The sequence below is a fragment of the Paenibacillus terrisolis genome (genome assembly GCF_056171975.1).
Window position 1 is genome coordinate 20,696 of sequence record NZ_JBKFGG010000033.1, and the last position, 26,736, is coordinate 47,431.

Genomic DNA, 26,736 nt, shown 5'->3' on the forward strand with positions numbered 1-26,736 from the left:
TTTAGCGAGGGGTACTTCGTGAAAAAATTAAAGAGAAGCGCTCGTTTAGTGGAGATGACTCATTACCTGTTGTCCCGTCCGCATCAGTTGATCCCGTTGACCACTTTTGCCCAGCGGTACGGGGCGGCCAAATCCTCGATCAGCGAGGATCTCGCCATTATCAAGGAAGTTTTCGAGGAAGAGGGCATCGGCGAACTGCTTACACTGGCCGGTGCAGCCGGAGGCGTGAAGTATGTTCCTCAAATCGGACAGGAACAAGCAGAGCTCTTTGTTAGCGAGCTGTGCAAGAAGCTGGCCCAGCCGGACCGTATTTTGCCCGGAGGATATCTGTATATGTCCGACCTGCTCGGACAGCCCGGCCTGATGAACGAAGCGGGCAAGCTGTTTGCAACGGTTTTTGGGAAGCAGGAGATCGACTGCATCATGACGGTGGAGACAAAAGGGATTCCGCTCGCATACGCCACCGGCGCGGAGCTGAATCTGCCGGTTGTTCTGGTCCGCAGAGACCATCAGGTGACGGAAGGATCCGCGGTAAGCATCAACTACGTATCGGGTTCCCACAAGAGCTTGCATACGATGACCTTGTCCCGGCGGGCGCTTAAAGAGAAATCGCGCGTGCTCATCGTCGACGACTTCATGAAAGCCGGCGGAACGATTCAAGGCATGGTGGATTTGCTTACCGAGTTTAATGCTATGGTTGCCGGAGTCGGAGTACTGGTGGAGTCGGGAGAAATCGAATCGGAGCAGCGGCTGCTTCATGATTATGTGTCGCTGGCTAAGCTTCGGGCCGTCGATGCCAAAGGAAAAGAAATCTCCGTAGAACCTGGAAATTATTTTTCGAGATTTTGACAAGAAGAAGTTTGTCGATTTGAACACTAATCCGAAGGATTATCGACGAAACCTGTCGAAAAGCCTATTATATCAAAAAAATTCCTGTTTTTAAGCCAATTTGTTCTAGAAAAAAAAAGGATTTACGTTTGCTATGTGGAATATTACACCAAGTCTCTGATGGAAAAAGGTGGTGAACACATATGCAAATTACGGATGTAAGACTCCGCCGAGTCAGCTCTGAGGGCAGAATGAAAGCGATCGCATCCATTACCATCGATAACGAATTTGTTGTTCATGACATTCGCGTAATCGACGGCAACAATGGAATGTTTGTAGCTATGCCTAGCAAGCGCACACCGGACGGGGAGTTCCGGGATATCGCGCATCCGATTTCTTCCGGCACTCGCGAGAAGATTCAAGCCGCAGTATTGGCTGAATACGAACGCGCCGCCGACCAAGAAGAAGCTATTGAAGAAGGGGCGTAAGTCGAAGTTATTTTCAATTAATTGGGGTTTGAGAAAAGGGAGCCATGTGTCATGGCTCTCTTTTCTTTTTGCCCTAAATGAGATATATTCAGTAATGAGTTCAAGAGAAGGAGGCCGGGGCCTTGAAAAGATTAGCGATTGTTCTTGCCGCAGGTCAGGGGAAGCGCATGAAGTCCAAGCTTTACAAAGTGCTCCATCCTGTATGCGGTAAGCCGATGGTCGGACACGTTCTGAGCACGGTGAGGAAAGTAGGCTGCGAACGCAGCATCGTGGTTGTCGGCCACGGCGCGGAAGCGGTCCAATCTTATCTGGGAACATCGGTTGAATACGTGCTGCAGGAGCAGCAACTCGGAACCGGTCATGCGGTGCTGCAGGCAAGCTCGCTGGTTGGCCAGGAGGAAGGCATCACCATCGTCATTTGCGGCGATACTCCGCTGGTCACGGAAGAGACGCTTGAAGCGATGATCGATCTTCATTCCCGTAAAGGCGCGGCAGCTACCGTGCTTACAGCGAAGATGGACAATCCGAAAGGATATGGCCGGATTATTCGGGGGGAAGACGGTTCCGTGATACGGATTGTCGAGCAGAAAGATTGTTCACCCGAAGAGGACGCGGTTAACGAAATCAATACGGCAACGTATTGCTTTGATAATGCCAAGCTGTTCGCCGCGTTGTCCAAGGTTACCAATAACAATGCCCAGCAGGAGTACTATCTGACCGACGTGATCGGGATCTTGGTACAGGAGAATGAAATTGTGGAAGGTTACGTGACGAAAGACTATACCGAGTCAATTGGCGTTAACGACCGTGTGGCTCTTTCCGAAGCCGAAGCGTTTATGCGGGAGAGAATTATCCGCAAGCACATGTTGGATGGCGTAACCGTGATTGACCCGAGTTCAACGTACATCGGAGCGGATGTCGTCATTGGCGCCGATACGGTCATTTACCCGGGAACCGTATTATCTGGTCGGACCGTCATCGGTGAAGATTGCGTGATCGGACCGTCCGCGGAAATCGAAAACAGCGTGATCGAAAACGGCGCGAAGGTCAAACATTCGGTTCTCAGCCAGGCAGAAGTTGGCAAGAACTCGGCGGTTGGGCCTTTCGCTTATTTGCGTCCGGGGGCCAAACTCGGAGAGGACGTCAAGGTCGGCGATTTCGTAGAAATCAAAAACGCTTCCCTGGGCGACGGCTCCAAGGTGTCGCACCTCAGCTATGTCGGCGACGCTCAAGTGGGCAAGAACGTGAATATCGGTTGTGGCGCGATTACCGTCAACTACGATGGTTATAATAAGTCTATTACTGAAATCGGGGACGATGCGTTTATCGGCAGCAATGTCAACTTGATAGCGCCGGTAAAAGTAGGTAAGGGCGCTTTTATCGTGGCCGGCTCGACGATCACCCATTCCGTGCCGGACAACGATTTGGCGATCGCCCGGAATCGGCAGGAGAATAAATCGGGATATGCCGAGAAAATCCGTGCCCGGGCCAAAGCCAAGAAGGAAAGAAATCAGGAGTCTTAAATTTTTTACTCGAAAACGAAATTATTATTGTGGCGGATGTTGCGGAATCAGGATGCAGTGGTTCATTTAATATCGGGGCGGGCCAAAATCATGGATTTCAGCTTGCGGTTTTGGCCGTCTACACAGCACGGAGGGTTTTAATTTTATGACTTATTGTGATTCTAAATTAAAGATATTCACCTGTAACTCCAATCCCCAATTGGCTCATCAAATTGCCGACTACATCGGGATTCCTATGGGAGATTCGGAGACGACAAGCTTCAGCGACGGCGAAATTCAAGTGAAGCTGTCCGAGAGCGTTCGCGGCTGCCATGTGTACATCGTACAATCCACAAGCGCGCCGGTTAACGACAACCTGATGGAGCTTCTTGTTATGGTGGATGCTTTGAAACGGGCTTCGGCCAAAAGCATCAATGTCGTTATCCCTTATTACGGCTACGCCCGTCAAGACCGGAAGGCGCGTTCGCGCGACCCGATTACGGCCAAGCTGGTCGCCAATCTGATCGAGAAAGCCGGCGCTCACCGCGTGATTACGATGGATTTGCATGCCATGCAGATCCAGGGCTTCTTCGATATTCCGGTGGATCATATGCTCGGCGTGCCGATTTTGGCCCAATATTTCCGCTCGAAGCATATTCAGAATCCGGTTGTCGTATCGCCTGACCACGGCGGTGTGGTTCGCGCCCGCAAACTGGCCGACTTCCTGAACGCGCCGCTGGCGATCATCGACAAGCGCCGTCCGGAACCGAACGTCAGCGAAGTCATGAACATCATCGGGCATATCGAAGGCAAAACGGCGATCCTTATCGACGACATCATCGATACCGCCGGTACGATTGTACTTGGGGCCAACGCCCTCAAAGAAGGCGGCGCTGAAGAGGTGTATGCGTGCTGTACGCACCCGGTTTTGTCCGGCCCGGCCATGGAACGTCTGGAAAACTCTCCGCTGAAGGAAGTTATCGTTACCGACACCATCCCGATCAAGCATCCGAATCCATCCAGCAAGCTGAAGGTACTGTCGGTTGCTCCGCTGATGGGCGAAGCGATTATCCGCGTGCATGAAGAGCTCTCGATCAGCAAGCTGTTCGAGATCGAATAGATTCCGATTCAACTGCCACAAAGGGGTTGCACTCTCCCGCTCGGGACGTGCAACCCCTATCGGTGCATAAGGGCGCATTCCCTTTGAGGAAAGTCGGATGCAATGCTGCGAAAAGGGATGAATGGGGGCCGTGTAGGCTGGCTTAGCCTGGCTATCGGGTTGGTTATCGGATTCCCGGATTCAATTGAACCTTCATCAAGGAAATCCATCTTAGTCTCAGTTTCTGTCGGAACTAACCGGAATTTCTCCCGTTAAATTGGCCTTTTGGTGGGATTTCATCGAATTAATGGAAAAAGTCCATCTAATTCAGCCATATTTCACGAACTACCGGCATAAGAGCTAAATTAGCAGGAGGATTTCCAACTAATTGTTTGGAAACGGCGGATGGCGGGAAATTAACGGGAGGTTCTCCAGTTAGTCGCCTAGCAAAGTTGGAAGGTGCGAATTAGCAACGGGACTTTTTCCGGTTAACGGAGAGTAGCGCGACTGTGTCCAATTAACATTCTATTTAATGTCTGCATTAGCTGCATTTTTGGAGGTATTTGACCAATGAAATGGATCGTAGGCCTCGGAAATCCGGGGTCCAAATATGAGAAAACAAGGCATAACATCGGCTTCATGGCGATCGATGCGCTTGCCAAGCGGCACGGGATCGACGTGAAACAGAGCAAGTGCAAAGCGCTTATCGGGGAAGGGATGCTGCCCGGGGGCAAAGTGGCGCTGATCAAGCCGATGACGTTTATGAATTTGTCCGGGGAGGCCGTCAGGGCTTTTATGGACTATTACAAGGTCAGTTTGGAGGATATGATCGTCGTGTATGACGATCTCGATACCGAGACCGGACGCAACCGTCTGCGCTATCAAGGCAGCGCCGGCGGGCACAACGGAATCAAATCGATCATCCAGCATACCGGCACCCAATCGTTTAACCGGATTCGCATGGGGATCTCTCGCCCGGAGCCGGGTTTTGCGGTCGTGGACTATGTTCTGTCCGGCTTTGCCAAAAAGGACGCTCCGCTGCTGCAAAATTCGATTGAAGCGGCGTGCGATGCGCTGGAGTACAGCATGGACCACACTTTTGAGCAAACGATGGCCAAGTTCAACGGGTAATGCGCGGATGCTTTTTCTCATTGGGAGCCGAAGTACAAACGCCGATAATAAATCATCACTGAGGGGTTAGGCTAGAATGCCGTAAATTGGGGCATACTGGCAGACATAATGATTCTTCAGGAGGCATATAGATGGCTATAAATTATGTGTGTCGGCACTGTCGTACGTTTATTGGTAGAATAGAGGCTCCTCATGTATCCGAGGAGCAGCTGGGCTTCCATTCCTTGACCCCCGATGAGCGTAGAGATATAATAGCGTATGATTCGAACGGAGAAATGACGGTTCGTGTTACATGCGATTATTGCAGGGAAGCCATCGAGAACAACCCTGAGCTGACGCTGCTCGCCAATCCTTTGCAATGATCCGTACATTCACGTTGAATTTTTTAGGAAACTTACACCGATTTTGAGCGGTTATAGAGCCTTGGCACGATTGCTGAGGCTCCTTTTTGGTTCGGGCAGCAGACCTGAACAAGCTGTTCGTCAGATATAGATTTAATAAGCAATAAGAGAGGTGCCTCACTTGTTACAAGCACTTATTCAGGCTTTTTCCAAAGATTCCGATTTCGCCTCCATGGTGGCTGGCGTTCAATCCGGAATGAAGGAACAGTTGATCTCGGGACTATCGGGCTCATCCAGACAGGTGATGCTCGCCGCATTGCATCGGGAAACGGATCGCCCGTTGCTGGTGGTTACCCATAACATGTTTTCGGCCCAGAAAATATACGAAGATTTGCAGGAAGCGCTGTCATCGGATGAGGTATTGTTATATCCGGCCAATGAGCTGGTTGCCGCCGAATCGGCCGTATCGAGTCCGGAGACGCTGGCGCAAAGAATTGAGGTGCTGCTGCAGTGCTCACAAGAATTCCGGGGCATTGTGGTTGTGCCTTATTCCGGCGTCCGCCGATATATTCCAACCCCGCAGGCTATGTCCGGTGTGGGATTGTCGATCAAGCTTGGCGGAACGCTTCAACTGGAGGATTTCCTGCAAAGAATGATCGAGCTCGGGTACGAGCGGGTAGAACGGGTAGAGTCACGCGGAGAAATGAGCCTTCGCGGGGGAATCATCGATTTTTATCCGCTAACGGCGTCAATGGCGTACCGGGTGGAGCTGTTCGACGATGAGATAGACTCTATTCGGACCTTCGATCCGGCGGATCAACGCTCGGTGGATCAGATCAAAGAGGTTTTCGTGCCGCCGTGCAAAGAGCTGATCGCTTCCAGAGACCGGCTTGAAGCCGCGGCCCAGGCTGCAGCCGACCGGCTGGAGCAGCAGCTCGAGAAAATGAGTGACCGTCAGGCGAAAATCCGGCTGCGCGAAGAAATCTCGAGAGAAATTGAGCTGCTTCGGGAGCATGTGTATTTTCCGGAAATCTATAAATATATTTCTCTGATCTATCCCGAGAGAAAGATGCTGTACGACTACATGCCCAAGAATACGCTGCTAGTTCTCGACGAGCCGGCTAGACTGCTGGAGACGGCCAAACAGTTGGAACGCGATGAAGCGGAATGGAATCTCCATTTATTCCAGAACGGCAAAAGCCTCCCCGAGCTTCCGCTGGCTGTTGAGGCAGACCATGTGCTGTACCACCGTCCGTTCCAGACCTTGTTTCTGTCGTTGTTCCTCCGTCAGGTGCCGCATACCCAGCCGCAGAACATCCTGAATTTCGTCAGCCGGTCGATGCAGGATTTCCATGGCCAGATGAACGTGCTGAAGGCTGAGATGGAACGCTGGAAGAAGAGCGGAGCGAACGTCATTATGCTCGCGAGCGGTGAAGAGCGCATGGACCGCATACGGCGGGTGCTGATGGATTACGGCATCGATGAGCCGCAGCTGCTGCAGGGCAACCTGCAGTCCGGATTTGAGCTGCCTTCGGTGCATCTGGTGGTCATTACCGAAGGGGAAATGTTCTCTCAGAAACAGCGTAAAGCCCGTAAAGTCGGCAAGAGCATGGACAACGCTGAACGGATCAAAAGCTACACCGAGCTCAAAATCGGCGATTATGTCGTTCACCAGAATCACGGGATCGGCAAATATCTTGGCATCGGAACGCTGGAGGTCAGCGGAATTCACCGGGATTATATGCATATCCTCTACGCGGGGGGCGATAAGCTGTCGGTGCCGATCGAACAGATCGATATGATCCAGAAATACGTCGGCTCCGAAGACAAAGAGCCGAAGATTTACAAGCTGGGCGGCAATGAATGGACCCGGGTCAAAAATAAAGTCCGTTCCTCCGTGCAGGACATCGCCGATGATTTGATCAAGCTGTATGCCGAGCGCCAAGCGGCGCCGGGCTTCGGGTTTGAAAAGGATACGCCGGAACAGCAGGAATTCGAAGGGATGTTCCCTTACGAGGAGACGCGGGATCAGCTTAGGGCCATTGAAGAAATCAAGAAAGACATGGAAAAAAGCCGTCCGATGGACCGTCTGCTGTGCGGCGACGTTGGATATGGCAAGACGGAAGTGGCGATACGCGCGGCGTTCAAAGCTGCGATTGAAGGCAAACAGGTTGCTGTCCTTGTGCCGACTACGATTTTGGCGCAGCAGCATTATGAGACGTTCCGGGAACGTTTTGCCGGATATCCGATCAATATTCAGTCCCTCAGCCGTTTTCGCAGCCGCAAGGAGCAAAATGAGACGATTAAGGGCGTCCGGCAGGGAACGGTGGATATCGTTATCGGGACCCACCGGCTGCTGTCCCAGGATCTCGTGTTCAAGGACTTAGGGTTGTTGATCGTCGATGAAGAGCAGCGGTTTGGCGTTACGCATAAAGAAAAGCTGAAAAAGCTCAAAACGAATGTGGACGTCCTGACGCTGACGGCGACGCCAATCCCGAGAACGCTGCATATGTCGATGCTTGGGGTGCGGGACTTGTCCGTCATCGAGACGCCGCCAGAGAACCGCTTTCCGGTCCAAACTTATGTAGTGGAGCATAGCCAGGCTTTGACCCGCGAGGCGGTTGAACGGGAAATGGCCCGGGGCGGACAAATTTATTATCTGTACAATCGCGTGCAGGGGATTCAGGAAATGGCGGCGCAAATTTCCATGCTGGTGCCGGATGCGCGGGTAGCCGTAGGGCACGGGCAGATGTCGGAGCAGGAGCTCGAGAAGACGATTCTCGACTTCCTCGACGGAGAATACGACGTGCTGGTCAGCACGAGCATTATCGAGACCGGGGTCGATATCCCGAACGTCAACACGCTGATTGTGCATGACGCAGACAAGATGGGGCTTTCTCAGCTGTATCAGCTGCGCGGCCGCGTAGGCCGGTCCAACCGGATTGCGTATGCGTATTTTACCTACCAGCGGGATAAGTCCCTGACGGAAGTTGCGGAGAAACGTTTGCAATCGATCAAAGAATTTACGGAGCTCGGGTCCGGCTTCAAAATCGCGATGCGCGACCTGTCGATCCGCGGTGCGGGCAATCTGCTCGGCGCCGAGCAGCACGGTTTTATCGCTTCCGTAGGTTTTGATTTGTATTCGCAAATGCTCGCCGAGGAAATCCAAAAACGCAAGGTTTCGATGCTGGGAGAAGAGGTTTCCGTCGAATCCGCGTGGAACACTTCAATCGATCTTGGTATTGATGCCTATTTACCATCCGATTATATTTATGATAGTATTCAGAAGATTGAGATTTACAAGAAAACGGCGTCTGTTTCTTCCTTCGAAGACGTCTCGGAGCTGGAGGACGAGCTGCTTGACCGGTTCGGGGAATTGCCGGAAGCCGTTCAAAACCTGCTTTCTGTCGCCAAAGTGAAGCTTTACGGCAAGCAATACGGCATCGAATCGATCATTCTGCGCGGAGAAGAAGTCACCATCAAGTTCTACGAAGGGCGCGAGAAGGTAGTCGTACCGACTAGGCTTGCCGAAGTTGGCAATCTGTTCGGAAGACGTGTACAATTTAACCAAGGATCGGGTATGCTGATCCGGATCAAAACCAAGGGAATGGACGACAAAGAGTTGATGGGCCTGTTGGAACAATTTCTGGATGCCCTGAAGGACTCGTTCAAAGCGAAAGGGGAACTACAAAATGTTTCAAAGTAAAGGGCGTTCTTGGAAAACGCTGCTCATTGCCCTCGTGGCAGTAATGTCAATTTCCGTGATGGCGGGCTGCGGCAAGAAAGACGATAATCAAGCGGCCGGCGGCAAGGATACGAGCAAAGTCATCGCCACTTACGACGGCGGGGAAATCACGGAGAACGAGTTTGACCGGGAGCAACGCATCGTCCTGGCGCTTCAACCGCAAATGGAGCAGTACATGCAAATGGACGATTTCCGCGACTATCTGATCAAACAGGAAATCGCTTATGAATATCTGGAAACCAAAACGGACGATAAAGCCAAGGAAGCCGGTAAGAAAAAGGCAGAGGATCAATTCGAAACCATGAAAACTTCGATGGGCGCCGATTCGTTCAAGCAAATGCTCGACACGCAAAAGATCACCGAAGATGAATTCAAAAACTACATGGTTCGCGTTTATACCGTCATGGAAAGCGAACTCGCAAAAGTGACCGACGATGAAGTGCAGAAGGAATTCGACGCAACCAAATCGGATTACACCGTCGCCTCGGTACGCCATATTCTGATCGGTCTGACCGATTCCGCAGGCAAAACGCGCACACCGGAGGATGCCCTCAAATTGGCCAAGGATATTAAATCCAGATTGGACAAGGGTGAAGATTTTGCGACTTTGGCCAAGCAATACAGCGATGATACCGGCTCGAAAGACAACGGCGGCCTGTATGCCGATACCGAAGTCAGCCAATGGGTGGATGCGTTCAAGAATGCGGCTCTGACCCAACCCGTCAACAAGATCGGCGATCCGGTGGAAACTGAATACGGATATCACATTATCCGCGTGGAAAAACGGACCGAGAAAAAGTTCGAGGACCTGACGCAAGACCAAAAGGATACGATTAAAACGACCATTGCTTCCGGCAAATTGGACGAGTTCATGTCCGGCGACCTGGAGAAGAAAATCATCAAGAAAATCGAATTGCCTAAAGTCGAAAATAAAGCCGGGAACAGCGGCGGAACCTCCGGTAATGGCACTAATGCAGGGACGAACGCAGGCACTAACGCAGGTACCAATTCCGGAACCAATGCAGGTACCGATAAGAGCGGCAGCAACAGCACAGGCAACAGCAGCTCGAACGGTACCACCAAATAACGGGAATTCTTTTCCGGGATGCTAAAACAGCAGCAGCGCGATCCGTCGTGCTGCTGTTTTGCTCCCTTATGCATATGAAGGATTTAAAAAACATGGGTTCATTTGATGAATAAGGTGCTGGGAAGGGATAAATACTATGACCAGAATTAAGGGTTACTAAATCCCTCCATTCCGAACAACCTGTCCGAAAGCCGATCTTGGGAAGGCTCGGGATGTCAATCGTCTGCGCTGAGCAGGCTTTGCATAAGAAGGCAATCCAGCACCTGAAGGGATATTTAAATTATTTAAACAGTAGTTCAAAACATCTTAAGAAAGCGGGGCAACAAGTGAAATGAAAGCTACTGGTATTGTACGCCGTATCGATGATCTTGGCCGTGTTGTAATTCCTAAAGAAATCCGCCGTACTTTGCGGATCCGGGAAGGCGACCCACTCGAAATTTTCGTTGACCGGGACGGGGAAGTGATTCTGAAGAAGTATTCTCCGATCGGCGAATTGGGCGATTTCGCCAAGGAATATGCCGAATCTTTATATGAAAGCACCGGGCATGTCACCATTATTTCCGACCGCGATACCTTGATCGCCGTGGCCGGGGCATCCAAGAAGGAGTACCTCGACAAACAGGTCAGCTCTTTGCTCGAAAGCAGTATGGACGGCCGTAAAATCATCAAGGAAACCGAGACAGGCATGTACGAGATCAGCAAGGATCACGCAGAGCAGATTTCTTCGTTCGTCATCGCTCCGATCATTACGGGCGGCGACCCGATCGGTACGGTGTTGCTGTTGAACAAAGACGAATCGGTGAAAATGTCCGATCTCGAGTCGAAGATGGCCGAGACGGCAGCAGGTTTTCTCGGTAAACAAATGGAGCAGTAGACGCGGGGCACGAAGCTTTCGCGCAACCTCAACTTACACATTTCTGCAGCCTGCGGGGGGCCAAGCCGTCTCCCGAGGCAAAGAATGTGTAAGTTTTTTTGTTTTCGTCCTCTTTTTCGTCTTATAATGGAACCTGCGGGCAAGACCATTTTACGACGAAAAGTAGGTAACCATGGAAGAGCCGAACGATAACTTGTCTTCGAAGCTGCTGAGGGGCGCCGCCGTTTTGAGTATAGCGGCGCTGCTGACCAAGCTGCTGGGCATGCTGCAGAAGATACCGCTGCAAAATATCGGGGGAGACGGCGTTTTTGGCATTTACAATACCGTCTACCCTTTTTATACGATTATCATTACGTTGGCAACCGCCGGATTTCAGGCGGCTATCGCCAAATTCACCGCCGAGCGGCATGTCCGGGGGCGGGAAGACGAACAGCGCGAGGTGCTGCGTCTGATGATGCTTGTGATGGCCGCTTTGGGTTTTGCGGCTTGCGTATTTATGTACATGGGCGCCCCGTGGATCTCGCAGGCCATCGGCAGCAGCCAGTTGGTCCCTGCCTTGCGCAGCGCGGCTCCGGCGCTGCTGTTCTTTCCGTTCAGCTCCGCGCTGCGCGGGTATTTTCAAGGCCTGCAGGATATGAAGCCGACGGCGGTTTCACAGGTGATTGAGCAGGCCGTCCGAGTAACGGTGATGATCATCCTGCTGCTTTATCTCAGTGGCCTGGCTTCACCGGACCCGGCGCTTGCCGGGGGTGCGCTGGCGGGATCTTCCGCGGGGGCGGCCGGAGGGTTTATCGTGATGCTGCTGTATTGGCGGAGATACCGTAGACAGGCCGGCCGTCGGGGAGGCATCGTTAACGGAGTCGAGAAGAACGGCGGAACGTCCAAACTCGTGCTGTTGCGAGCTGTTTTGAAGTATGCCGTGCCGATCTGCCTAGCCTCGCTGGCCGTGCCGTTGATCAGCCTGGTGGACACCTTTACGCTGCCCCGCCTGCTGGCTGACAAAGGGGACGAGCTTCGGATTATGGCCGAAGTGGGCGTTTACAATCGGGGTATTCCGCTGGTGCAACTCGTGACAATGCTGGCGTCCTCCTTGTCGGTGCTGTTTATTCCGGCGATGGCGGAGTTGAACGTCAAAGGCGACGCGGAGGGAATCCGCCGGCATACCCGGATGGCGCTGCGCTGGTTTTGGCTGATCGGACTGGCCTCCTCGGTGGGGTTGGCCCTGCTTGCTGAGCCGATCAACGTCATGCTGTACGAGGATCGGCTTGGCAGCGGCACGATGGCCTGGATCGCCTGGACGGCGGCCCCGGGCGCGCTTGTCGCCGTGACGGCGGCGCTGCTGCAGGGCCTCGGCGCCGTCCGCGCCCCGGCGCTGCACCTGCTCGCCGCCGCGCTGCTCAAAACGGCGCTGAACGCGCTGCTCGTGCCGCAGCTTGGCATCGCCGGCGCCGCCATTGCCGGCATCGCCGCCTACAGCGCAGCAGCAGCGCTCAACCTCGTGCTGCTGCTGCGCCGCGCGGGGCTGCGTCCGCGCCTGCGGGACGCGCTGCTGCGGCCCGCCACGGCCGCCCTGGCGATGGCGGCCGCCGTCGGCGCGCTGCGCCTTGCCGCCGCCGTGCTGCCGTCCGGCCGCGCGATCGCCGCGGCCGTGAGCCTGCTCGGCGTGCTGCTCGGCGCAGCCGTATTCGCGGCCGCCGTGCTGCGGACGCGACTGCTCACCGCGGCAGAGCTCGAGGCGCTGCCGCGGGTGGGGCCGAAGCTGCTGAAGGCGCTTCGGAAGCTGCGGCTGCTGCGGTAGCGCCATACGCGGCGCATCCGCTTTGAGGCGGGCCGCATCGCGTTCGCGGCCGGCCGCCAACCGGCCTGTTTTACGCGGTTTTCGGCCTTGAGGATTTCGTAATCCGCCCCAACAAGTGGTATAGTAAGGTACATGCCAGACGACAGGAGTGTGAATGAGGAAGATGAGCGCAATTCTTACGGTGGTAGGTCTCGGCTCGGGAGATCCCGACCGGCTGACGTTAGGAAGCCTAAGACGCCTGCAGGAAGCCGCTGAACGGTTCGTGCGCACCAAGGATCATCCGGTGGTGAATTGGCTGGAGGGAACCGGCATATCTTTTGTCTCGTTTGACGAGGTGTACGAGGCCAAAGACGATTTTCCTTCCGTCTACGAAGAAATTTCGGCGCGCCTTCTGGACCGGGCCAAAGCAGCTGCGGACGGTCAGGAAATCGTATACGCCGTTCCCGGTCATCCGATGGTCGCCGAGGCGACGGTCAAGCTGCTTCGCGAACGTGCTCCGCAGGAGGGAATCACCCTGAATGTGATCGGGGGAGAGAGCTTCCTGGACGAAGCTTTTGTGCGGCTGGGCTTTGACCCCATCGAAGGCTTCCAGCTCCTGGACGCTTCCGATTTGTCCGGAGGACGTATAGACCCGAGGCTGCATACGTTGATCGGTCAGGTATATGATGCGTTTACCGCCTCTGAAGTGAAGCTGAGCTTGATGGACATCTACCCCGACGACTATGAAGTCGTTGTTGGACATGCCCTTGGTGTGGAGGGACGGGAGCGGATCGCCAGAGTACCGCTGTTCGAGCTCGATCGGGATCCGGATTTCGGCAATCTGTCGCTGGTCTACGTACCGGCAAGCAGCGAGGACTTACTGCGTATTCGCAGCTTCCAGCGCCTCCACGAAATCGTAACGATTTTGCGCAGTCCGGGCGGCTGCCCTTGGGACCGGGAGCAGACCCACGAATCACTCCGTAAACACCTCATAGAAGAGACCTATGAGGTCATTGAGACGATCGATGAGGACGACCCGGATCATATGCGCGAAGAGCTCGGCGACCTGCTGTTACAAATTATGCTTCATTCCCAGATGGAAGAGGAAATGGGCGCCTTCAACGTCTATGATGTCATTCAGGGACTCAATGAGAAGCTGCTGTACCGTCATCCTCATGTATTTGGCAATTTGAACGCGGAGGATGCCGAGGCGGCGCTGAACAACTGGGAAGCCATGAAGGCGGAAGAGAAGCGCCGAAAGGGCATTGAACCCCAGAAACTGTCGGCGCTGGACGGGGTTCCGCGGGATTTGCCTGCGCTCATGAAGGCTTACAAGTTGCAGAAAAAAGCGGCGAAAGCCGGATTCGACTGGGAATCGATCGACGGAGTCTGGAGCAAGCTGGAGGAGGAAATCGCCGAGCTGAAGAAAGCGGTGGAAGACGGCGAAGGTCCGGCCGATCAGGCGCTGGAGCTGGGGGATGTCCTGTTCTCCGTCGTGAACGCGGCTCGCTTTATCGGGGCTGACCCTGAGGAGGCTTTATCGCGGACGATGACCAAATTCACCCGACGTTTTCATTATGTCGAGCAAAGGCTGAAAGAACTCGGCAAATCGACAGAATTCAGCAGCTTATCCGAAATGGATGCACTATGGGAAGAAGCTAAGTCGAAAGAACGGGAATGATGGGAGAAAAGGCCTAAATTTCGGTTTTTTTGCGAAAAAATCAAAAAAAAGTTTCCCTTCCCGGAAGGATTTTCAAAGAAAAGCAAGAATACTCATACAAAGATAATCGCACGGCTTATCGGGCTAAATGCCTGTAGTGCCGTGGTATCATCTATTTTCTTAATTATTGGGAGGCATTATTGATGAACAAAACAGATCTGATCAACAACATTTCCAGCAAAAGCGGTTTGACTAAGAAAGACGTTGAATCTGTTCTTAACGGATTCCTCGGTGAAATCACCGACGCTCTCGCTGGCGGAGACAAAGTACAATTGATCGGCTTCGGTACGTTCGAAACCCGCAAACGCTCCGGCCGTACGGGCCGTAACCCGCAAACCGGCAAAACGATCGAAATCCCGGCATCCAATGTTCCGGCATTTAAAGCGGGCAACAAACTTAAAGAAGCTGTAAAATAATGCGTCTTGATAAATTCCTTAAGGTGTCACGGTTGATTAAGCGGCGCACGGTAGCGAAGGATGTCTCCGAACAAGGAAGAGTCCTGATTAACGGGCGCGAATCCAAACCGAGCAGTACTGTGAAGGTGGGCGACGAGATTACCGTTCAATTCGGCCAAAAGCTGGTGACGGTGCGCGTTGAACGTCTCGCGGAGACGACTCGCAAGGATGAAGCTGCCACCATGTATACCTTGGTGAAGGAAGAGCCAATCGCGAAGGATACCGGTCTGGACTGGTCCTGAAAACACGAGAGGCTAAAGGCATGTCCCCGTCATGTTGACGGGGCATGCCTTTTTCACTCGATGCAAACTAAAGAAGTGTAAGAAATGTCTCAAACCAAACCACTTATTAATGGTAAAATAAGTTATATCAGTTTTACTTAACCCTAATTCCACTCACATTTGCTTATCGTAAGCACCTCTAATTGACGTCTAGGGACGAAATGAATCAATGCTCCATAGAAAACACCTCTGATCCAACAAACACTCTTAATGCTTCTATGATCACATCCCGGATTTACTCCATCTCACCGTTTAACGTTGTTTTGTACGAAAGCCATGTTATGCCGAGTTATTGATCCAAGTTTATGTTAAATGGAAATGTAACCGCTTTATTTGTGAAATTATTCACAATACCTTCACTCATCATTTGCTTATAGCGCCATATTGATAAACAAACGTAATCATACAAGGATGATCGCTGATGAAACAGTTAATTCGTAAGCTGTATTTTCGCGGAGAGCTATCCAATGATGAAATCGTCTATCTGCTGGAGCATCTTGATACCGAGTCCCGGAACGAGCTGTATCAATATGCCCATATGAAGCGAATGCAAAAGTATGGAGATCAAGTATATCTCCGCGGCTTGATTGAATTTTCCAGCTGCTGCAAACAGAACTGCCTGTACTGCGGACTTCGGGCGGGCAACCGCGTAGCCAAGCGGTACCGTCTGAAACCCCAGCAGATTCTTGATTGCTGCCAGGAAGGGTACAACCTGGGGTTCCGTACCTTCGTTCTGCAGAGCGGGGAAGATTTTTGGTATACGGAGGACATTCTGGCGGAGCTGATCGAAACGATCAAAGCCCGTTTTCCGGATACCGCGGTCACTTTATCGATCGGCGAAAGGGACGAGAAAACCTACAGAAGGTTGTACGAAGCAGGTGCGGATCGTTTTTTAATGCGTCATGAAACCGCTTCCGAACGCTTGTACCAATCGCTCCATCCTTCCATGTCTTTCGAGAATCGCCGGAACTGCATCAGCCTCCTGCAGGAGATAGGTTACCAGATAGGGGCCGGATTTATGGTTGGCCTGCCTGGACAGACCGCTTGGGATTTGGCGGAGGACCTCTGGTATTTAAAAGCACTCCAGCCGGACATGATCGGCATCGGCCCATTTATTCCACATCGCAATACTCCGCTGAAATATGCGAAAGCCGGTACGATTGAAGATACATTGGTGATGGTAGCGTTAACCCGATTGTTTATGCCGGACGCGCTGATTCCCGCCACGACTGCACTGGCCACTCTGAGCCCAACCGGGCGAGAGATGGCTTTAAAGGTAGGCGCAAACGTGGTCATGCCGAACTTGTCACCCGTAGCTGTTCGTAAGAAATATGCGCTCTATGAAAACAAGGTGTGTACCGGCGAAGAGTCGGCGCAGTGCCTTGGTTGTCTGGGGCTTCGCATAAGAGCGGCCGGCTTTTCCGTGGATATGGGAAGGGGGGATAGTCTGAAATCACTGTCTGCCAAACCAATGGAAGTATAGTTCCAGCGCTACCCAAATGTGAAATATTTCTCAAATAAAACGTAGAGGAGAAAGGACGCATGAGTATACTTACCAAAACGAACGAGCTGGGATTCTTCGAAATCCGGCTGGAGTCCATCGGCGGTCTCGGGGCCAATCTTGCCGGGAAAATGATGGCGGAATCCGGGGTACTGGGACTTGGGCTAAACGGAGCGAATTTCTCGTCTTATGGCTCGGAGAAGAAAGGCTCGCCGGTCAAAAGCTTTGTCCGCTTTTGCGAATCGGATGTGCCCATTCACGACCATAGCCCGATTGAACAGCCGGACGTAATCGGGCTGTTCCACGAAGCGCTGCACAAAACGGTCAACGTTCTTAGCGGTTTGAAGCCGGACGGGGTGCTATTGGTCAATTCCACCCGTGATTTCGAGGAAATCCGCCGCGACTTGAAATTCCCTTACGGGACGCTCGCGGTCATTGATGCCATGGGCATCGCGATCGACGAACATACCAAGGTAAACACCTCGATGCTGGGCGCGCTATTCCGGATATGCGATTTCCTCGACCCGGAATCGATGCGCGAAGTCATCAGACATACGTTCCAGAAGAAGTACCCGCAGCTTGTCGAGCCCAATTTGCGCACGTTTGACCGGGGCTACCAGGAAGTGAAGTTCCAGACGATCGAAGCGCCGGCAGGTGCCGTGGCTAGCTTTGAACGGGAAAAGCCTCAGCTTGGTTATGAAACGCAGGAAATGGGAGGCGTGATCAAGACGCAGGGCAACAGCTTACTGAAGGATCTCAGCGGCTCGCGCCAAGGCTTTTTACCCGAACTGAACATGGAGTCCTGTATTCACTGCGCCAACTGCGACGCGATTTGTCCCGACCTTTGTTTCGTATGGGAATCCGGCGAGGACAAAAAGGGACGGCAGCAGATGTTTCTGCGCGGCATCGATTATCAATATTGCAAAGGCTGCCTGAAATGCGTGGAGGTTTGCCCGACGGGATCGCTGTCCGTTCGCCGGGAAGAGCTTGGGTATGCCGACAGCCACCGCGTGGCCCACGTTTTTAATTAAGCAGAAGGAGGACAATTGCTATGTCAATAACGGAAGAAAAAATGACGGCCTTGGCGGCGGCCGAGCAAGTGGTTGCGTTTGAATCCGGCAACGAAGCGGCAGCCATGGCTGCCACGCATATCAACTATCATATCATGGGGTATTTTCCGATTACGCCGTCTACCGAAGTGGCGCAAATTCTGGATCAGAAGAAATCGCAGGGGCTGCATGATATCAAGCTGATCGCGGCCGACGGCGAACACGGCTCGGCGGGGATCTGCTACGGCGCTGCGATCAGCGGCGCGCGGGTCATCAATGCCACGAGCGCCAACGGCTTCATGTATATGATTGAGCAGCTGCCGGTGCAGTCGGGCACGCGGTTCCCGATGGTGCTGAATCTCGTCACCCGGGCGATCAGCGGTCCGTTGGATATCCGCGGCGACCACTCCGACCTGTATTACGCGCTGAACACGGGCTGGCTGATCTTGACGGCGAGCACGCCGCAGGCCGTATACGACATGAACATCATTGCGCTGAAGCTGTCCGAGCATGCCGATGTCCGTCTGCCGGTCATCGTCGCCTACGACGGCTTTTTCACCTCGCATCAAAAACGGAAGCTCAGTTATTTTACCGACGGCAAGACGGTTCGCGCATTCGTTGGCGAGACGCCGCCGGCCGGGTTCGACAATGTCATCGACCCCGCCAACCCCATCACCGTAGGGGCTCATATGAACGGCGAGGACCTGACGAACAACCACTATCAATTGTCTCTCGCGCATGAGCGCGCCGCCGAAGTGTACAAAGAGGTTGCGGACGAATACGGACGACTCTCGGGCCGCCAATATCCGACGCTTGAACTGTACCGGATGGAGGACGCCGAAGTCGCGTTGTTCCTGCTCAATTCCGCGGCCGAATCGGCCAAGGCTATCGTCGACAAGCTGCGGGCTGAAGGGATTAAAGCCGGGCTTGTCCGTCCAAACATCATCCGTCCGTTCCCGGCGGAAGAGCTGCGTGCTGCGCTAAAGAACGTCAAAGCCTTACTGGTGGGCGAACGGGCCGATTCCTACGGCGCCCAAGGCGGCAATATGACGCATGAGGTGCGTTCTGCGCTGAAGCTTGACCCGGATAATGAAACCATCGTGCTTTCGCGGGTGTTCGGCCTAGGCGGGAAAGACTTTTACCCGGACGATGCCGAGGCCTTTTTCCGTCTGGCTATCGAAGCCACGGAGAAGGGTAAAGCGGAGGTTCCGTTCGATTACTTCGGACAGGAGCCGGGAGATCCGGAGAATCAATTGAAGCCGGTAATGTCTCCGCAACACGGCGACGTATTTAATACCGGCCTGATCCAGATTACACCGGATGAAGCTACCGGTAAGCTGAAGGTGAAGCTGCCGCCGCTTCGCAGCCTGACCGTGAAGCCGAAACGGCTTGCTCCGGGGCACGGCGCGTGTCCGGGCTGCAGCGCCATCACGTCGCTTGAACTGTTTTATAAAGGCATTGAAGGCGACGTCGTGACTCTGTTCCAAACCGGATGCTCTTATGTAGTTACCGCCGGATATCCTTTTACTTCGCATAAACAGACCTTTATCCACAACTTGTTCCAAAACGGGGCGGCTACGGTCTCGGGCGTTGTGGAGGCATTCTGGGAACGCAAACGCCGCGGCGAGATCGATGTGTCCGATAACGTCACCTTCATCATGGTTACGGGTGACGGAGGGATGGATATCGGGATGGGGCCGGCGATCGGCGCAGCCCTGCGCAATCATAAGATGATCATTCTGGAATACGACAACGAAGGGTACATGAATACGGGTTCCCAGCTCTCCTATTCGACACCGCTCGGCCATCAAACCAGCACATCGGGCGTCGGCAAGAAACAGAAGGGCAAAGCGTTCCATCACAAGGATACGCCGGAAATTATGGCGGCTACCAATATTCCATATGTCTTTACCGGGGTAGAATCCATGCCGCAGGATCTGATCATGAAAGCCGCAAAAGCCCAGTGGTACGCACAGAATGAAGGCCTCGTTTACGGCAAAGTGCTGAGCGCTTGCCCGCTGAACTGGCGTTCCGAAGAACAGCTCGGCACCAAAATCCTTAAGACGGCCGTCGATTCCTGCTTCTTCCCGCTGTACGAAATCGAACGCGGCGTAACGACGATCACCTACAACCCGGAAGCGAAAAACGCCCGGATTCCGGTGGCCGAATGGCTCAAATCGATGGGTAAAACCAAACACATGCTGAATGATCAAGAATTGCTGTCCGCTTTTGAGGAAGAAGTCGAACGCCGCTGGGAACGGCTCAAACTGAGACACGAGTCCCCGCTGCTGTAGTCTCTTTGGAGGACGAGGAAGGAGGATAATCGACGATGGAAGGCACTTGCAACTGTCAAGGAAAGCAGCCGGATGAGCGGCTGGAGAAAGTAAAAGCCACCATAGAGCAGTTTCGCCAAATGCAGGGGGCGCTAATCCCTGTGCTCCACGAGATTCAGGACCTCTACGGATATTTGCCGGAGGAGGCGCTTCAGCTCGTATCCAAGGAATTGGATATGCCTTTGGCGGAGATTTACGGCGTGGCCACATTCTATTCGTTCTTCTCGCTGGAGCCTAAAGGGGAGCATGTCATTCGCGTTTGCATGGGTACGGCCTGCTATATCAAGGGGGCGCAGTCCATCTTGGACCGGCTCAGCCAGGAGTTGAACATTCCGGTTCAAGGCACGACGCCGGACGGCAAATTCACGCTTGACGCCACCCGCTGCCTTGGTGCCTGCGGTTTGGCTCCGGTCATGACGATCGGAGAAAAGGTGTACGGCCGGTTAACGCCTAATGAGATTCCCAAAATTCTGAAGCAGATGCGTACACCTGTGGAGACGCACTAGGTGGAGGGGGGATAAGATGAAAACGTTGATTAACCTGGATCATATTCATACTGCCGAACACGGCAAGCTGAGCAGACGGAAGCTGGGCGAGATCAGCCCGATCGGCATCGCCGAGCGGTCCGTCATGATCTGCGGCGGTACGGGCTGCACCTCCTCGGACGCCGTGCTTATTGTGGATGCCTTCAGGCAGGAGGTGGCTAGCCAGGGACTCGAGGATAAAATCGAGATCGTCCGCACCGGTTGCTTTGGGCTTTGCGAGCTGGGCCCGGTGGTTATTGTTTATCCGGAAGAGGTGTTCTATAGCCGGGTCAAAGTCAGCGACGTGGCCGATATCGTGGAGGAGCATTTCCTCAAGGGTCAAATTGTCGAACGGCTCGTCTATGATCAAGCGATGGAAGACGGCCGGATCAAGCCGCTGCATAATGTGGATTTCTTCCGCAAGCAAAAGCGCATCGCTTTGCGCAACTGCGGAACGATCGATCCGGAAGATATCGATGAATATATCGGGATGAACGGATACAAAGCCTTGAAAAAGGTTTTGACCAAGATGATGCCTTCCGAGGTCATTCAGGAAGTGAAAGAGGCAGGCCTTCGCGGACGCGGCGGCGGCGGTTTCCCGACGGGGATCAAGTGGGAAACGGCGGCCAAGCAGCAAAACGCGCAGAAGTATATGATCTGCAACGCCGATGAAGGCGATCCCGGCGCGTTTATGGACCGCTCCATCCTGGAGGGGGATCCGCATTCGGTGCTCGAAGGGATGGCCATTGCGGGCTACGCGATCGGCGCGAATCACGGATTTATTTATCTGCGGGCCGAGTATCCGATTGCCGTTAAACGGGTACAGGCCGCAATCAATCAGGCGCGGGACTATGGTCTGCTTGGCGAAAACCTGTTCGGCACGGACTTCTCCTTCGATGTTAGCGTTCGACTCGGCGCGGGAGCTTTCGTCTGCGGCGAAGAAACGGCGCTGATGAACTCTATCGAAGGCCGGCGCGGCATGCCGAATCCGAAACCGCCATTCCCGGCGGTAAGCGGGCTCTGGGGCAAGCCGACCGTCATCAACAACGTGGAGACGCTGGCCAACGTGCCGATTATTTTGCTGGAGGGCGCCGAGTGGTATTCCAGCATCGGCACGGAAAAAAGCAAGGGCACGAAAGTGTTCGCGCTTGGCGGCAAGGTCGTCAACACCGGGCTGGTGGAAGTGCCGATGGGGATCACGCTGCGCGATGTTATTTTTGAAATCGGCGGGGGCATTCCCGGAGGAAAGAAGTTCAAGGCCGTTCAAACCGGCGGTCCTTCCGGCGGCTGCTTGACGAGCGAGCATCTGGACCGTCCCATCGATTACGATACCCTGCTTAGCCTCGGTTCGATGATGGGTTCCGGCGGGATGCTCGTCATGGACGAAACGACCTGCATGGTCGACGTGGCCCGGTATTATCTCGACTTTACGCGCGATGAATCCTGCGGCAAATGCGCACCGTGCCGGATCGGTACCAAGCGTCTGCTGGAGATTCTGGAGAAGATCACCGAAGGCAAAGGAACGATGGAAGACCTGGATCGTTTGGAAGAGCTATCGGAGCAGATCAAGGCGGCGTCCCTTTGCGGTTTGGGACAGACGGCGCCTAACCCGGTTTTGTCCACATTGAAATACTTCCGCGACGAATATATCGCGCATGTCATCGACAAGAAGTGCCCGTCGGGAGTTTGCCGCTCCCTGATCACTTATGCCATCGATGCCGAGAAGTGCAAAGGCTGCGGCTTATGCGCGCGCAAATGCCCGGCGAACGCCATCACCGGCAAGGTGAAGGAGCCATACGTCATTGATGCCGATGCTTGCATCAAGTGCGGACTCTGCTTTGACAGCTGCAAATTTACAGCTATCTATAAAAGCTAAAGGTGTGAGGAGACCCAATGGATACCGTAAAATTATGGATTAATAATATCGAAACGGAAGTGCCGAGAGGGACGACGGTTCTTCAAGCCGCTCGCGAGCTCGGAATCAATATCCCGACCCTCTGTCACCTGCAGGACGTCAACCATTCCTCGAGCTGCCGCGTATGCCTCGTGGAAGCCGGTCCGCGCCTCATCGCATCCTGTACGCTCGCGGCGGAGAATGGCATGCAGATCAAGACGAATACGCAGCGAATCCGCAAGGCCCGCAAAACGACGGTTGAGCTGCTGCTGTCCGATCACAACCGCGAGTGCACCTCTTGTATGCGCAGCGGAACCTGCGAGCTGCAGGAAGTGGCTACGCAGGTCGGAGTCCGCGAAGTCCGCTATGCCGGCGACCGCTCCAAAACCTTTGTCGATACTTCCTCGCCTTCGATCGTGAGGGATATGTCCAAATGCCTGCTCTGCGGCCGCTGTGTAGCCGCATGCAGCAATATGCAGACCGTAGGAGCCATCGGGTTCATGAACCGGGGTTTCGACACGACTATCGGTCCTGCGCTGAGCCGGCCGATTGCCGAATCCGTCTGCGTCAACTGCGGCCAATGTATTATGGCTTGCCCGGTTGGAGCGCTGCAAGAGCGCGAGAACATCCATGACGTATGGCGGGAGATCGCCGATCCGAACAAATTCGTCGTCGTCCAGACCGCTCCGGCGGTTCGCGTGGCGCTTGGCGAGGAGTTCGGCCTGCCGATCGGCACGCGCGTCACGGGCAAAATGGTCGCAGCGCTGCGCCGAATGGGCTTCGATAAAGTGTTCGACACCGATTTTGCCGCCGATTTGACGATTATGGAGGAAGGCTCGGAGCTCCTTCATCGTTTGGAGACCGGGGCCGATCTGCCGCTGATGACCTCTTGCTGTCCGGGCTGGGTGAAGTTCGTCGAGCATTTCTTCCCGGATATGCTGGATAACCTCTCTACCTGCAAATCGCCGCATGAGATGGAAGGGGCCATGATCAAGAGCTACTTTGCCAAAATGATGGGGATTGATCCGGGGAGCATCGTCGTTGTTTCGATCATGCCGTGTACCGCGAAGAAGTTCGAAGGGCAGCGGGGAGAGCTCTCCCATGAAGGCATGCAAGATATCGACTATGTCCTTACCACCCGGGAGCTGGGCCGGATGATCAAAGAGGCCGGCATCGACTTCGTCAATCTGCGCGGGGAAGCTTTCGACAACCCGTTTGGCGAAGGAACGGGGGCCGGGGTAATTTTCGGCGCAACGGGCGGCGTGGCCGAAGCGGCGCTGCGGACGGTGTTTGAGCTGGTGGCCGGCCATGAGCTGGAAACCGTAGAATACACAGCCGTGCGCGGCACGGAAGGGATTAAGGAAACGACGGTGGAGCTGCCGAACGGCAAAAAAATTCGCACCGCCGTGGTTCATGGGCTTGGCAATGCCAGAAAGCTGATGAGCATGATTCAGCAAGGGCAGCGGAAGTACGAGTTCATCGAGGTCATGGCTTGCCCTGGCGGCTGCATTGCCGGCGGCGGTCAGCCGATCGTCGACGCTAAGCTGCGGGATCAAGTGAATGTGAAGGCTGAGCGCGCCAAGGCGATTTATGACGAGGACGAAGCGACCACGATTCGGAAATCGCATAAAAATCCGTATATCCAACAGCTCTACGAAGAGTTTTTGGAGAAGCCGAACAGTCATAAAAGCCATGTTTACCTGCATACCGAATATTTGGTGCGGTCCCGTTTTTAGCGAGGCCTCTCATCCGATGCACCGGGGCAGTTCATAAAAAATCATGGGGGGATCGATGTGAGCAAAACAGTACAGAAGGAGTCGGCGGATTTTATCCGGGATGAGGAAATTACGGCATCTCTGGCGTATGGAGCGTCGGAGGCGCACAACCGCGAAGCGGTCAGGACGATCCTTGAGCGGGCCCGGGCCTCAAAGGGGCTGAGTTCCAGAGACGCGGCCGTGCTGCTGAACGTGGAGGACGAAGAGCTGCTTGAGGACATTTTCCATGCCGCCCGCGAGGTTAAGGAGCGAATCTACGGCAACCGGATTGTACTGTTCGCCCCCCTGTATGTCAGCAACTATTGCGTCAACAATTGCGAGTACTGCGGGTATAAACAGTCTAACTGCGATATGGTGCGCCGCCGGTTGAACCGGGATGAGCTGATCAAGGAAGTCGAAATTCTGCAGAATCTGGGGCATAAGCGGCTGGCGCTCGAAGCCGGCGAGGACCCGGAGCATTGCCCGATTGACTACATCCTGGACAGCATTGAGACCATCTATTCGGTGAAGGTCGACAATGGCAGCATCCGCCGGATCAACGTCAACATTGCCGCGACCACGGAGGAGAATTACAGCCGTTTGGCGGCGGCCGGGATCGGGACGTATATTTTGTTCCAAGAGACGTATCATCGCCCGACCTATGCCCAAATGCATCATAACGGGCCGAAGCGCGATTACGACTGGCATACGACGGCGATGGACCGGGCCATGCGGGGTGGGATCGACGATGTGGGCGTCGGTGTGCTTTATGGTTTATATGACCACAAGTACGAGACCATCGCCATGCTGATGCATGCCGAACACCTCGAGGAAACGTTCGGCTGCGGGCCGCATACCGTATCCGTGCCTCGCCTGCGCGCGGCCGAAGGGGTGGATCTCGACAACTTCCCTTATCTCGTCAGTGACGACGAGTTCAAAAAAATCGTCGCTGTGCTTCGGCTCTCGGTTCCTTATGCGGGCATGATCCTCTCTACACGGGAGGATGCAGGATTCCGCGACGAGGTGATCAAGCTCGGCATCTCGCAAATCAGCTCCGGTTCATGCACCGGGGTCGGCGGGTACGTGAATACGTACGAAGAAGGCCAAGGCAACGGGGATAAGCCGCAGTTCGAGGTGGGGGATCACCGGTCTCCGCTGGAAATAATCAAACTGCTTTGCCGGGACGGATACATCCCCAGCTATTGCACAGCCTGCTACCGGGAGGGGCGGACAGGCGACCGCTTTATGCGGCTGGCCAAATCCGGGCAGATCCACAATGTCTGCCACCCCAACGCGCTGCTGACTCTGCAGGAATACCTGCTGGATTACGGGGACGAGGAAGCGAAGGAGATGGGGAAAGCGATTATCGAGGACAATCTCGAACGGATTCCTAAGGAATCCGCGCGCAAAGTCACGGTTGACCGCCTGCAGCGCATTCAAGCGGGCGAGCGGGACTTGAGATTTTAACGTATTCGAATAGAAAAGTGAGCAGAGCAGCGATTCCCCGGGTTTGGGGGCGCTGCTTTGTTTGTACTCGTGTTTAACCGTTCATACAAATTTGCCTCGCCAGTTAGGGCTACGAGCTTCATCCAAGCTTTGGTTTGCTCTCCACAATGGTTGTCCTCTTCCATAGGGGTCGCCACCCATCGGCCCGAATGCGGGTGCCACTTCTTGCCCAACGCTAACATGTTGCCACTGGTGTTGACTTCGCTAACCCGTCGGCAGAGAATGTTGTATTTTGTACAACAATTCGAGTCCGGTAACGTGCTGAACCCTGGCATTGTTGCACAAAATACAACTTGTTGGTGCTCGACCGTCTGAGAATGCTCAAAAGTTGCAGTTTGTACAACATACTCATAAAGCCTCTTCGGATAATTCCGGAGCACCCTCCGGGGCACGCCTAAGCGATCAACAGGAAGCTTACCCAAGCAGCTGGCAGAATTCGCTTAAGTGATTGTTCAAGTGATCAGTGAAGTCGCGTACTCGCGAACTGGCCACCGACGGAGTACGCTCAAATGCTCAAATGAGAGTTAAGGTGCAATAACATGGGAGCCAATTAAAGATCTTCATTTCATAGTCCATGCATCTGTTTGACACTTACTTACTAGTATGTTAGTTTTATTCTTGGAATTTTACGATTAGCAAAAATAATCGGTTTGACGATTAAACCATTTCAGGAAAAAGGTGATGCTGCAGTCAGTTAACGGTGACTTATCGAGACCACGGGGTGCAACTAAACCAAGTATTTAATATCAATTTGAAAATAGGAGGAGGATCTGGGTAGCTCGGCTCGAATAAGCTCGAACAACTTTTGGGCCGCAAGACGAGCTCTCCAAGGGAATTTTTAAAATCC

20 protein-coding genes are annotated in these 26,736 nt (G+C 53.9%); all 20 read left to right on the forward strand.

Annotated features, from left to right (window positions below; genetic code table 11):
* The first annotated feature begins 18 nt into the window (after positions 1-18).
* The 20 genes from purR to hydG all read left to right on the forward strand — a co-directional run bounded on the left by purR (position 19) and on the right by hydG (position 25,850).
* The gene (gene purR / locus ACI48K_RS21150) at positions 19-849 is read left to right on the forward strand and encodes a pur operon repressor (RefSeq protein WP_475029623.1); all 831 of its coding nucleotides are present in this window, start codon (positions 19-21) and stop codon (positions 847-849) included.
* A 182-nt stretch (positions 850-1,031) separates the two neighbouring features.
* Positions 1,032-1,316, forward strand: a complete 285-nt coding sequence (gene spoVG, locus ACI48K_RS21155) for a septation regulator SpoVG (protein ID WP_036618134.1) — start codon at positions 1,032-1,034, stop codon at positions 1,314-1,316.
* Between the two features lie 122 nt (positions 1,317-1,438).
* Positions 1,439-2,839 carry a bifunctional UDP-N-acetylglucosamine diphosphorylase/glucosamine-1-phosphate N-acetyltransferase GlmU gene (gene glmU, locus ACI48K_RS21160; protein ID WP_475029624.1) on the forward strand — a complete coding sequence of 467 codons (1,401 nt, stop codon included), beginning with the start codon at positions 1,439-1,441 and terminating at the stop codon, positions 2,837-2,839.
* A gap of 145 nt (positions 2,840-2,984) precedes the next feature.
* The gene (locus ACI48K_RS21165; protein ID WP_475029625.1) at positions 2,985-3,938 is read left to right on the forward strand and encodes a ribose-phosphate diphosphokinase; all 954 of its coding nucleotides are present in this window, start codon (positions 2,985-2,987) and stop codon (positions 3,936-3,938) included.
* Positions 3,939-4,487: 549 nt separating this feature from the next.
* Positions 4,488-5,048 carry an aminoacyl-tRNA hydrolase gene (gene pth, locus ACI48K_RS21170; protein WP_475029626.1) on the forward strand — a complete coding sequence of 187 codons (561 nt, stop codon included), beginning with the start codon at positions 4,488-4,490 and terminating at the stop codon, positions 5,046-5,048.
* Positions 5,049-5,179: 131 nt separating this feature from the next.
* Complete coding sequence (locus ACI48K_RS21175) at positions 5,180-5,410, forward strand: anti-sigma-F factor Fin (protein WP_475029627.1); 231 nt, start codon at positions 5,180-5,182, stop codon at positions 5,408-5,410.
* Positions 5,411-5,570: 160 nt separating this feature from the next.
* Positions 5,571-9,095, forward strand: coding sequence for a transcription-repair coupling factor (mfd, locus tag ACI48K_RS21180; protein WP_475029628.1), 3,525 nt, complete (start codon positions 5,571-5,573; stop codon positions 9,093-9,095).
* Complete coding sequence (locus ACI48K_RS21185) at positions 9,082-10,221, forward strand: peptidylprolyl isomerase (RefSeq protein WP_475029629.1); 1,140 nt, start codon at positions 9,082-9,084, stop codon at positions 10,219-10,221. The genes mfd and ACI48K_RS21185 overlap by 14 nt, the downstream gene beginning before the upstream one ends.
* Before the next feature lie 331 nt (positions 10,222-10,552).
* Positions 10,553-11,095: a stage V sporulation protein T gene (gene spoVT, locus ACI48K_RS21190; RefSeq protein ID WP_475029630.1), complete on the forward strand. Its 543-nt coding sequence runs from the start codon at positions 10,553-10,555 to the stop codon at positions 11,093-11,095.
* 172 nt (positions 11,096-11,267) lie between these two features.
* Positions 11,268-12,893 (forward strand): putative polysaccharide biosynthesis protein, encoded by a 1,626-nt coding sequence (locus tag ACI48K_RS21195; protein ID WP_475029631.1) that lies wholly within the window; start codon positions 11,268-11,270, stop codon positions 12,891-12,893.
* Between the two features lie 163 nt (positions 12,894-13,056).
* Entirely contained in the window at positions 13,057-14,553 is a 1,497-nt protein-coding gene (gene yabN / locus ACI48K_RS21200) for a bifunctional methyltransferase/pyrophosphohydrolase YabN (protein WP_475029632.1), read from the forward strand.
* A gap of 182 nt (positions 14,554-14,735) precedes the next feature.
* Entirely contained in the window at positions 14,736-15,008 is a 273-nt protein-coding gene (locus ACI48K_RS21205) for an HU family DNA-binding protein (protein WP_068784357.1), read from the forward strand.
* On the forward strand, positions 15,008-15,289 hold the full coding sequence (locus tag ACI48K_RS21210; protein ID WP_475029633.1) for an RNA-binding S4 domain-containing protein: 282 nt from the start codon (positions 15,008-15,010) through the stop codon (positions 15,287-15,289). Before ACI48K_RS21205 ends, ACI48K_RS21210 begins: the two co-directional genes overlap by 1 nt.
* A 460-nt stretch (positions 15,290-15,749) precedes the next feature.
* On the forward strand, positions 15,750-16,811 hold the full coding sequence (gene hydE / locus ACI48K_RS21215; RefSeq protein ID WP_475029634.1) for a [FeFe] hydrogenase H-cluster radical SAM maturase HydE: 1,062 nt from the start codon (positions 15,750-15,752) through the stop codon (positions 16,809-16,811).
* A 59-nt stretch (positions 16,812-16,870) separates the two neighbouring features.
* Positions 16,871-17,860, forward strand: a complete 990-nt coding sequence (locus ACI48K_RS21220) for a 2-oxoacid:acceptor oxidoreductase family protein (RefSeq protein WP_475029635.1) — start codon at positions 16,871-16,873, stop codon at positions 17,858-17,860.
* 20 nt (positions 17,861-17,880) lie between these two features.
* Positions 17,881-20,172 (forward strand): thiamine pyrophosphate-dependent enzyme, encoded by a 2,292-nt coding sequence (locus tag ACI48K_RS21225; RefSeq protein ID WP_475029636.1) that lies wholly within the window; start codon positions 17,881-17,883, stop codon positions 20,170-20,172.
* A 35-nt stretch (positions 20,173-20,207) separates the two neighbouring features.
* Positions 20,208-20,717 (forward strand): NADH-quinone oxidoreductase subunit NuoE, encoded by a 510-nt coding sequence (nuoE, locus tag ACI48K_RS21230; RefSeq protein WP_475029637.1) that lies wholly within the window; start codon positions 20,208-20,210, stop codon positions 20,715-20,717.
* Positions 20,718-20,733: 16 nt separating this feature from the next.
* Positions 20,734-22,611, forward strand: a complete 1,878-nt coding sequence (nuoF, locus tag ACI48K_RS21235; RefSeq protein ID WP_475029638.1) for an NADH-quinone oxidoreductase subunit NuoF — start codon at positions 20,734-20,736, stop codon at positions 22,609-22,611.
* A gap of 17 nt (positions 22,612-22,628) precedes the next feature.
* Positions 22,629-24,365 (forward strand): NADH-dependent [FeFe] hydrogenase, group A6, encoded by a 1,737-nt coding sequence (locus ACI48K_RS21240; RefSeq protein WP_475029639.1) that lies wholly within the window; start codon positions 22,629-22,631, stop codon positions 24,363-24,365.
* 57 nt (positions 24,366-24,422) lie between these two features.
* On the forward strand, positions 24,423-25,850 hold the full coding sequence (gene hydG, locus ACI48K_RS21245; protein ID WP_475029640.1) for a [FeFe] hydrogenase H-cluster radical SAM maturase HydG: 1,428 nt from the start codon (positions 24,423-24,425) through the stop codon (positions 25,848-25,850).
* Positions 25,851-26,736 lie beyond the last annotated feature (886 nt).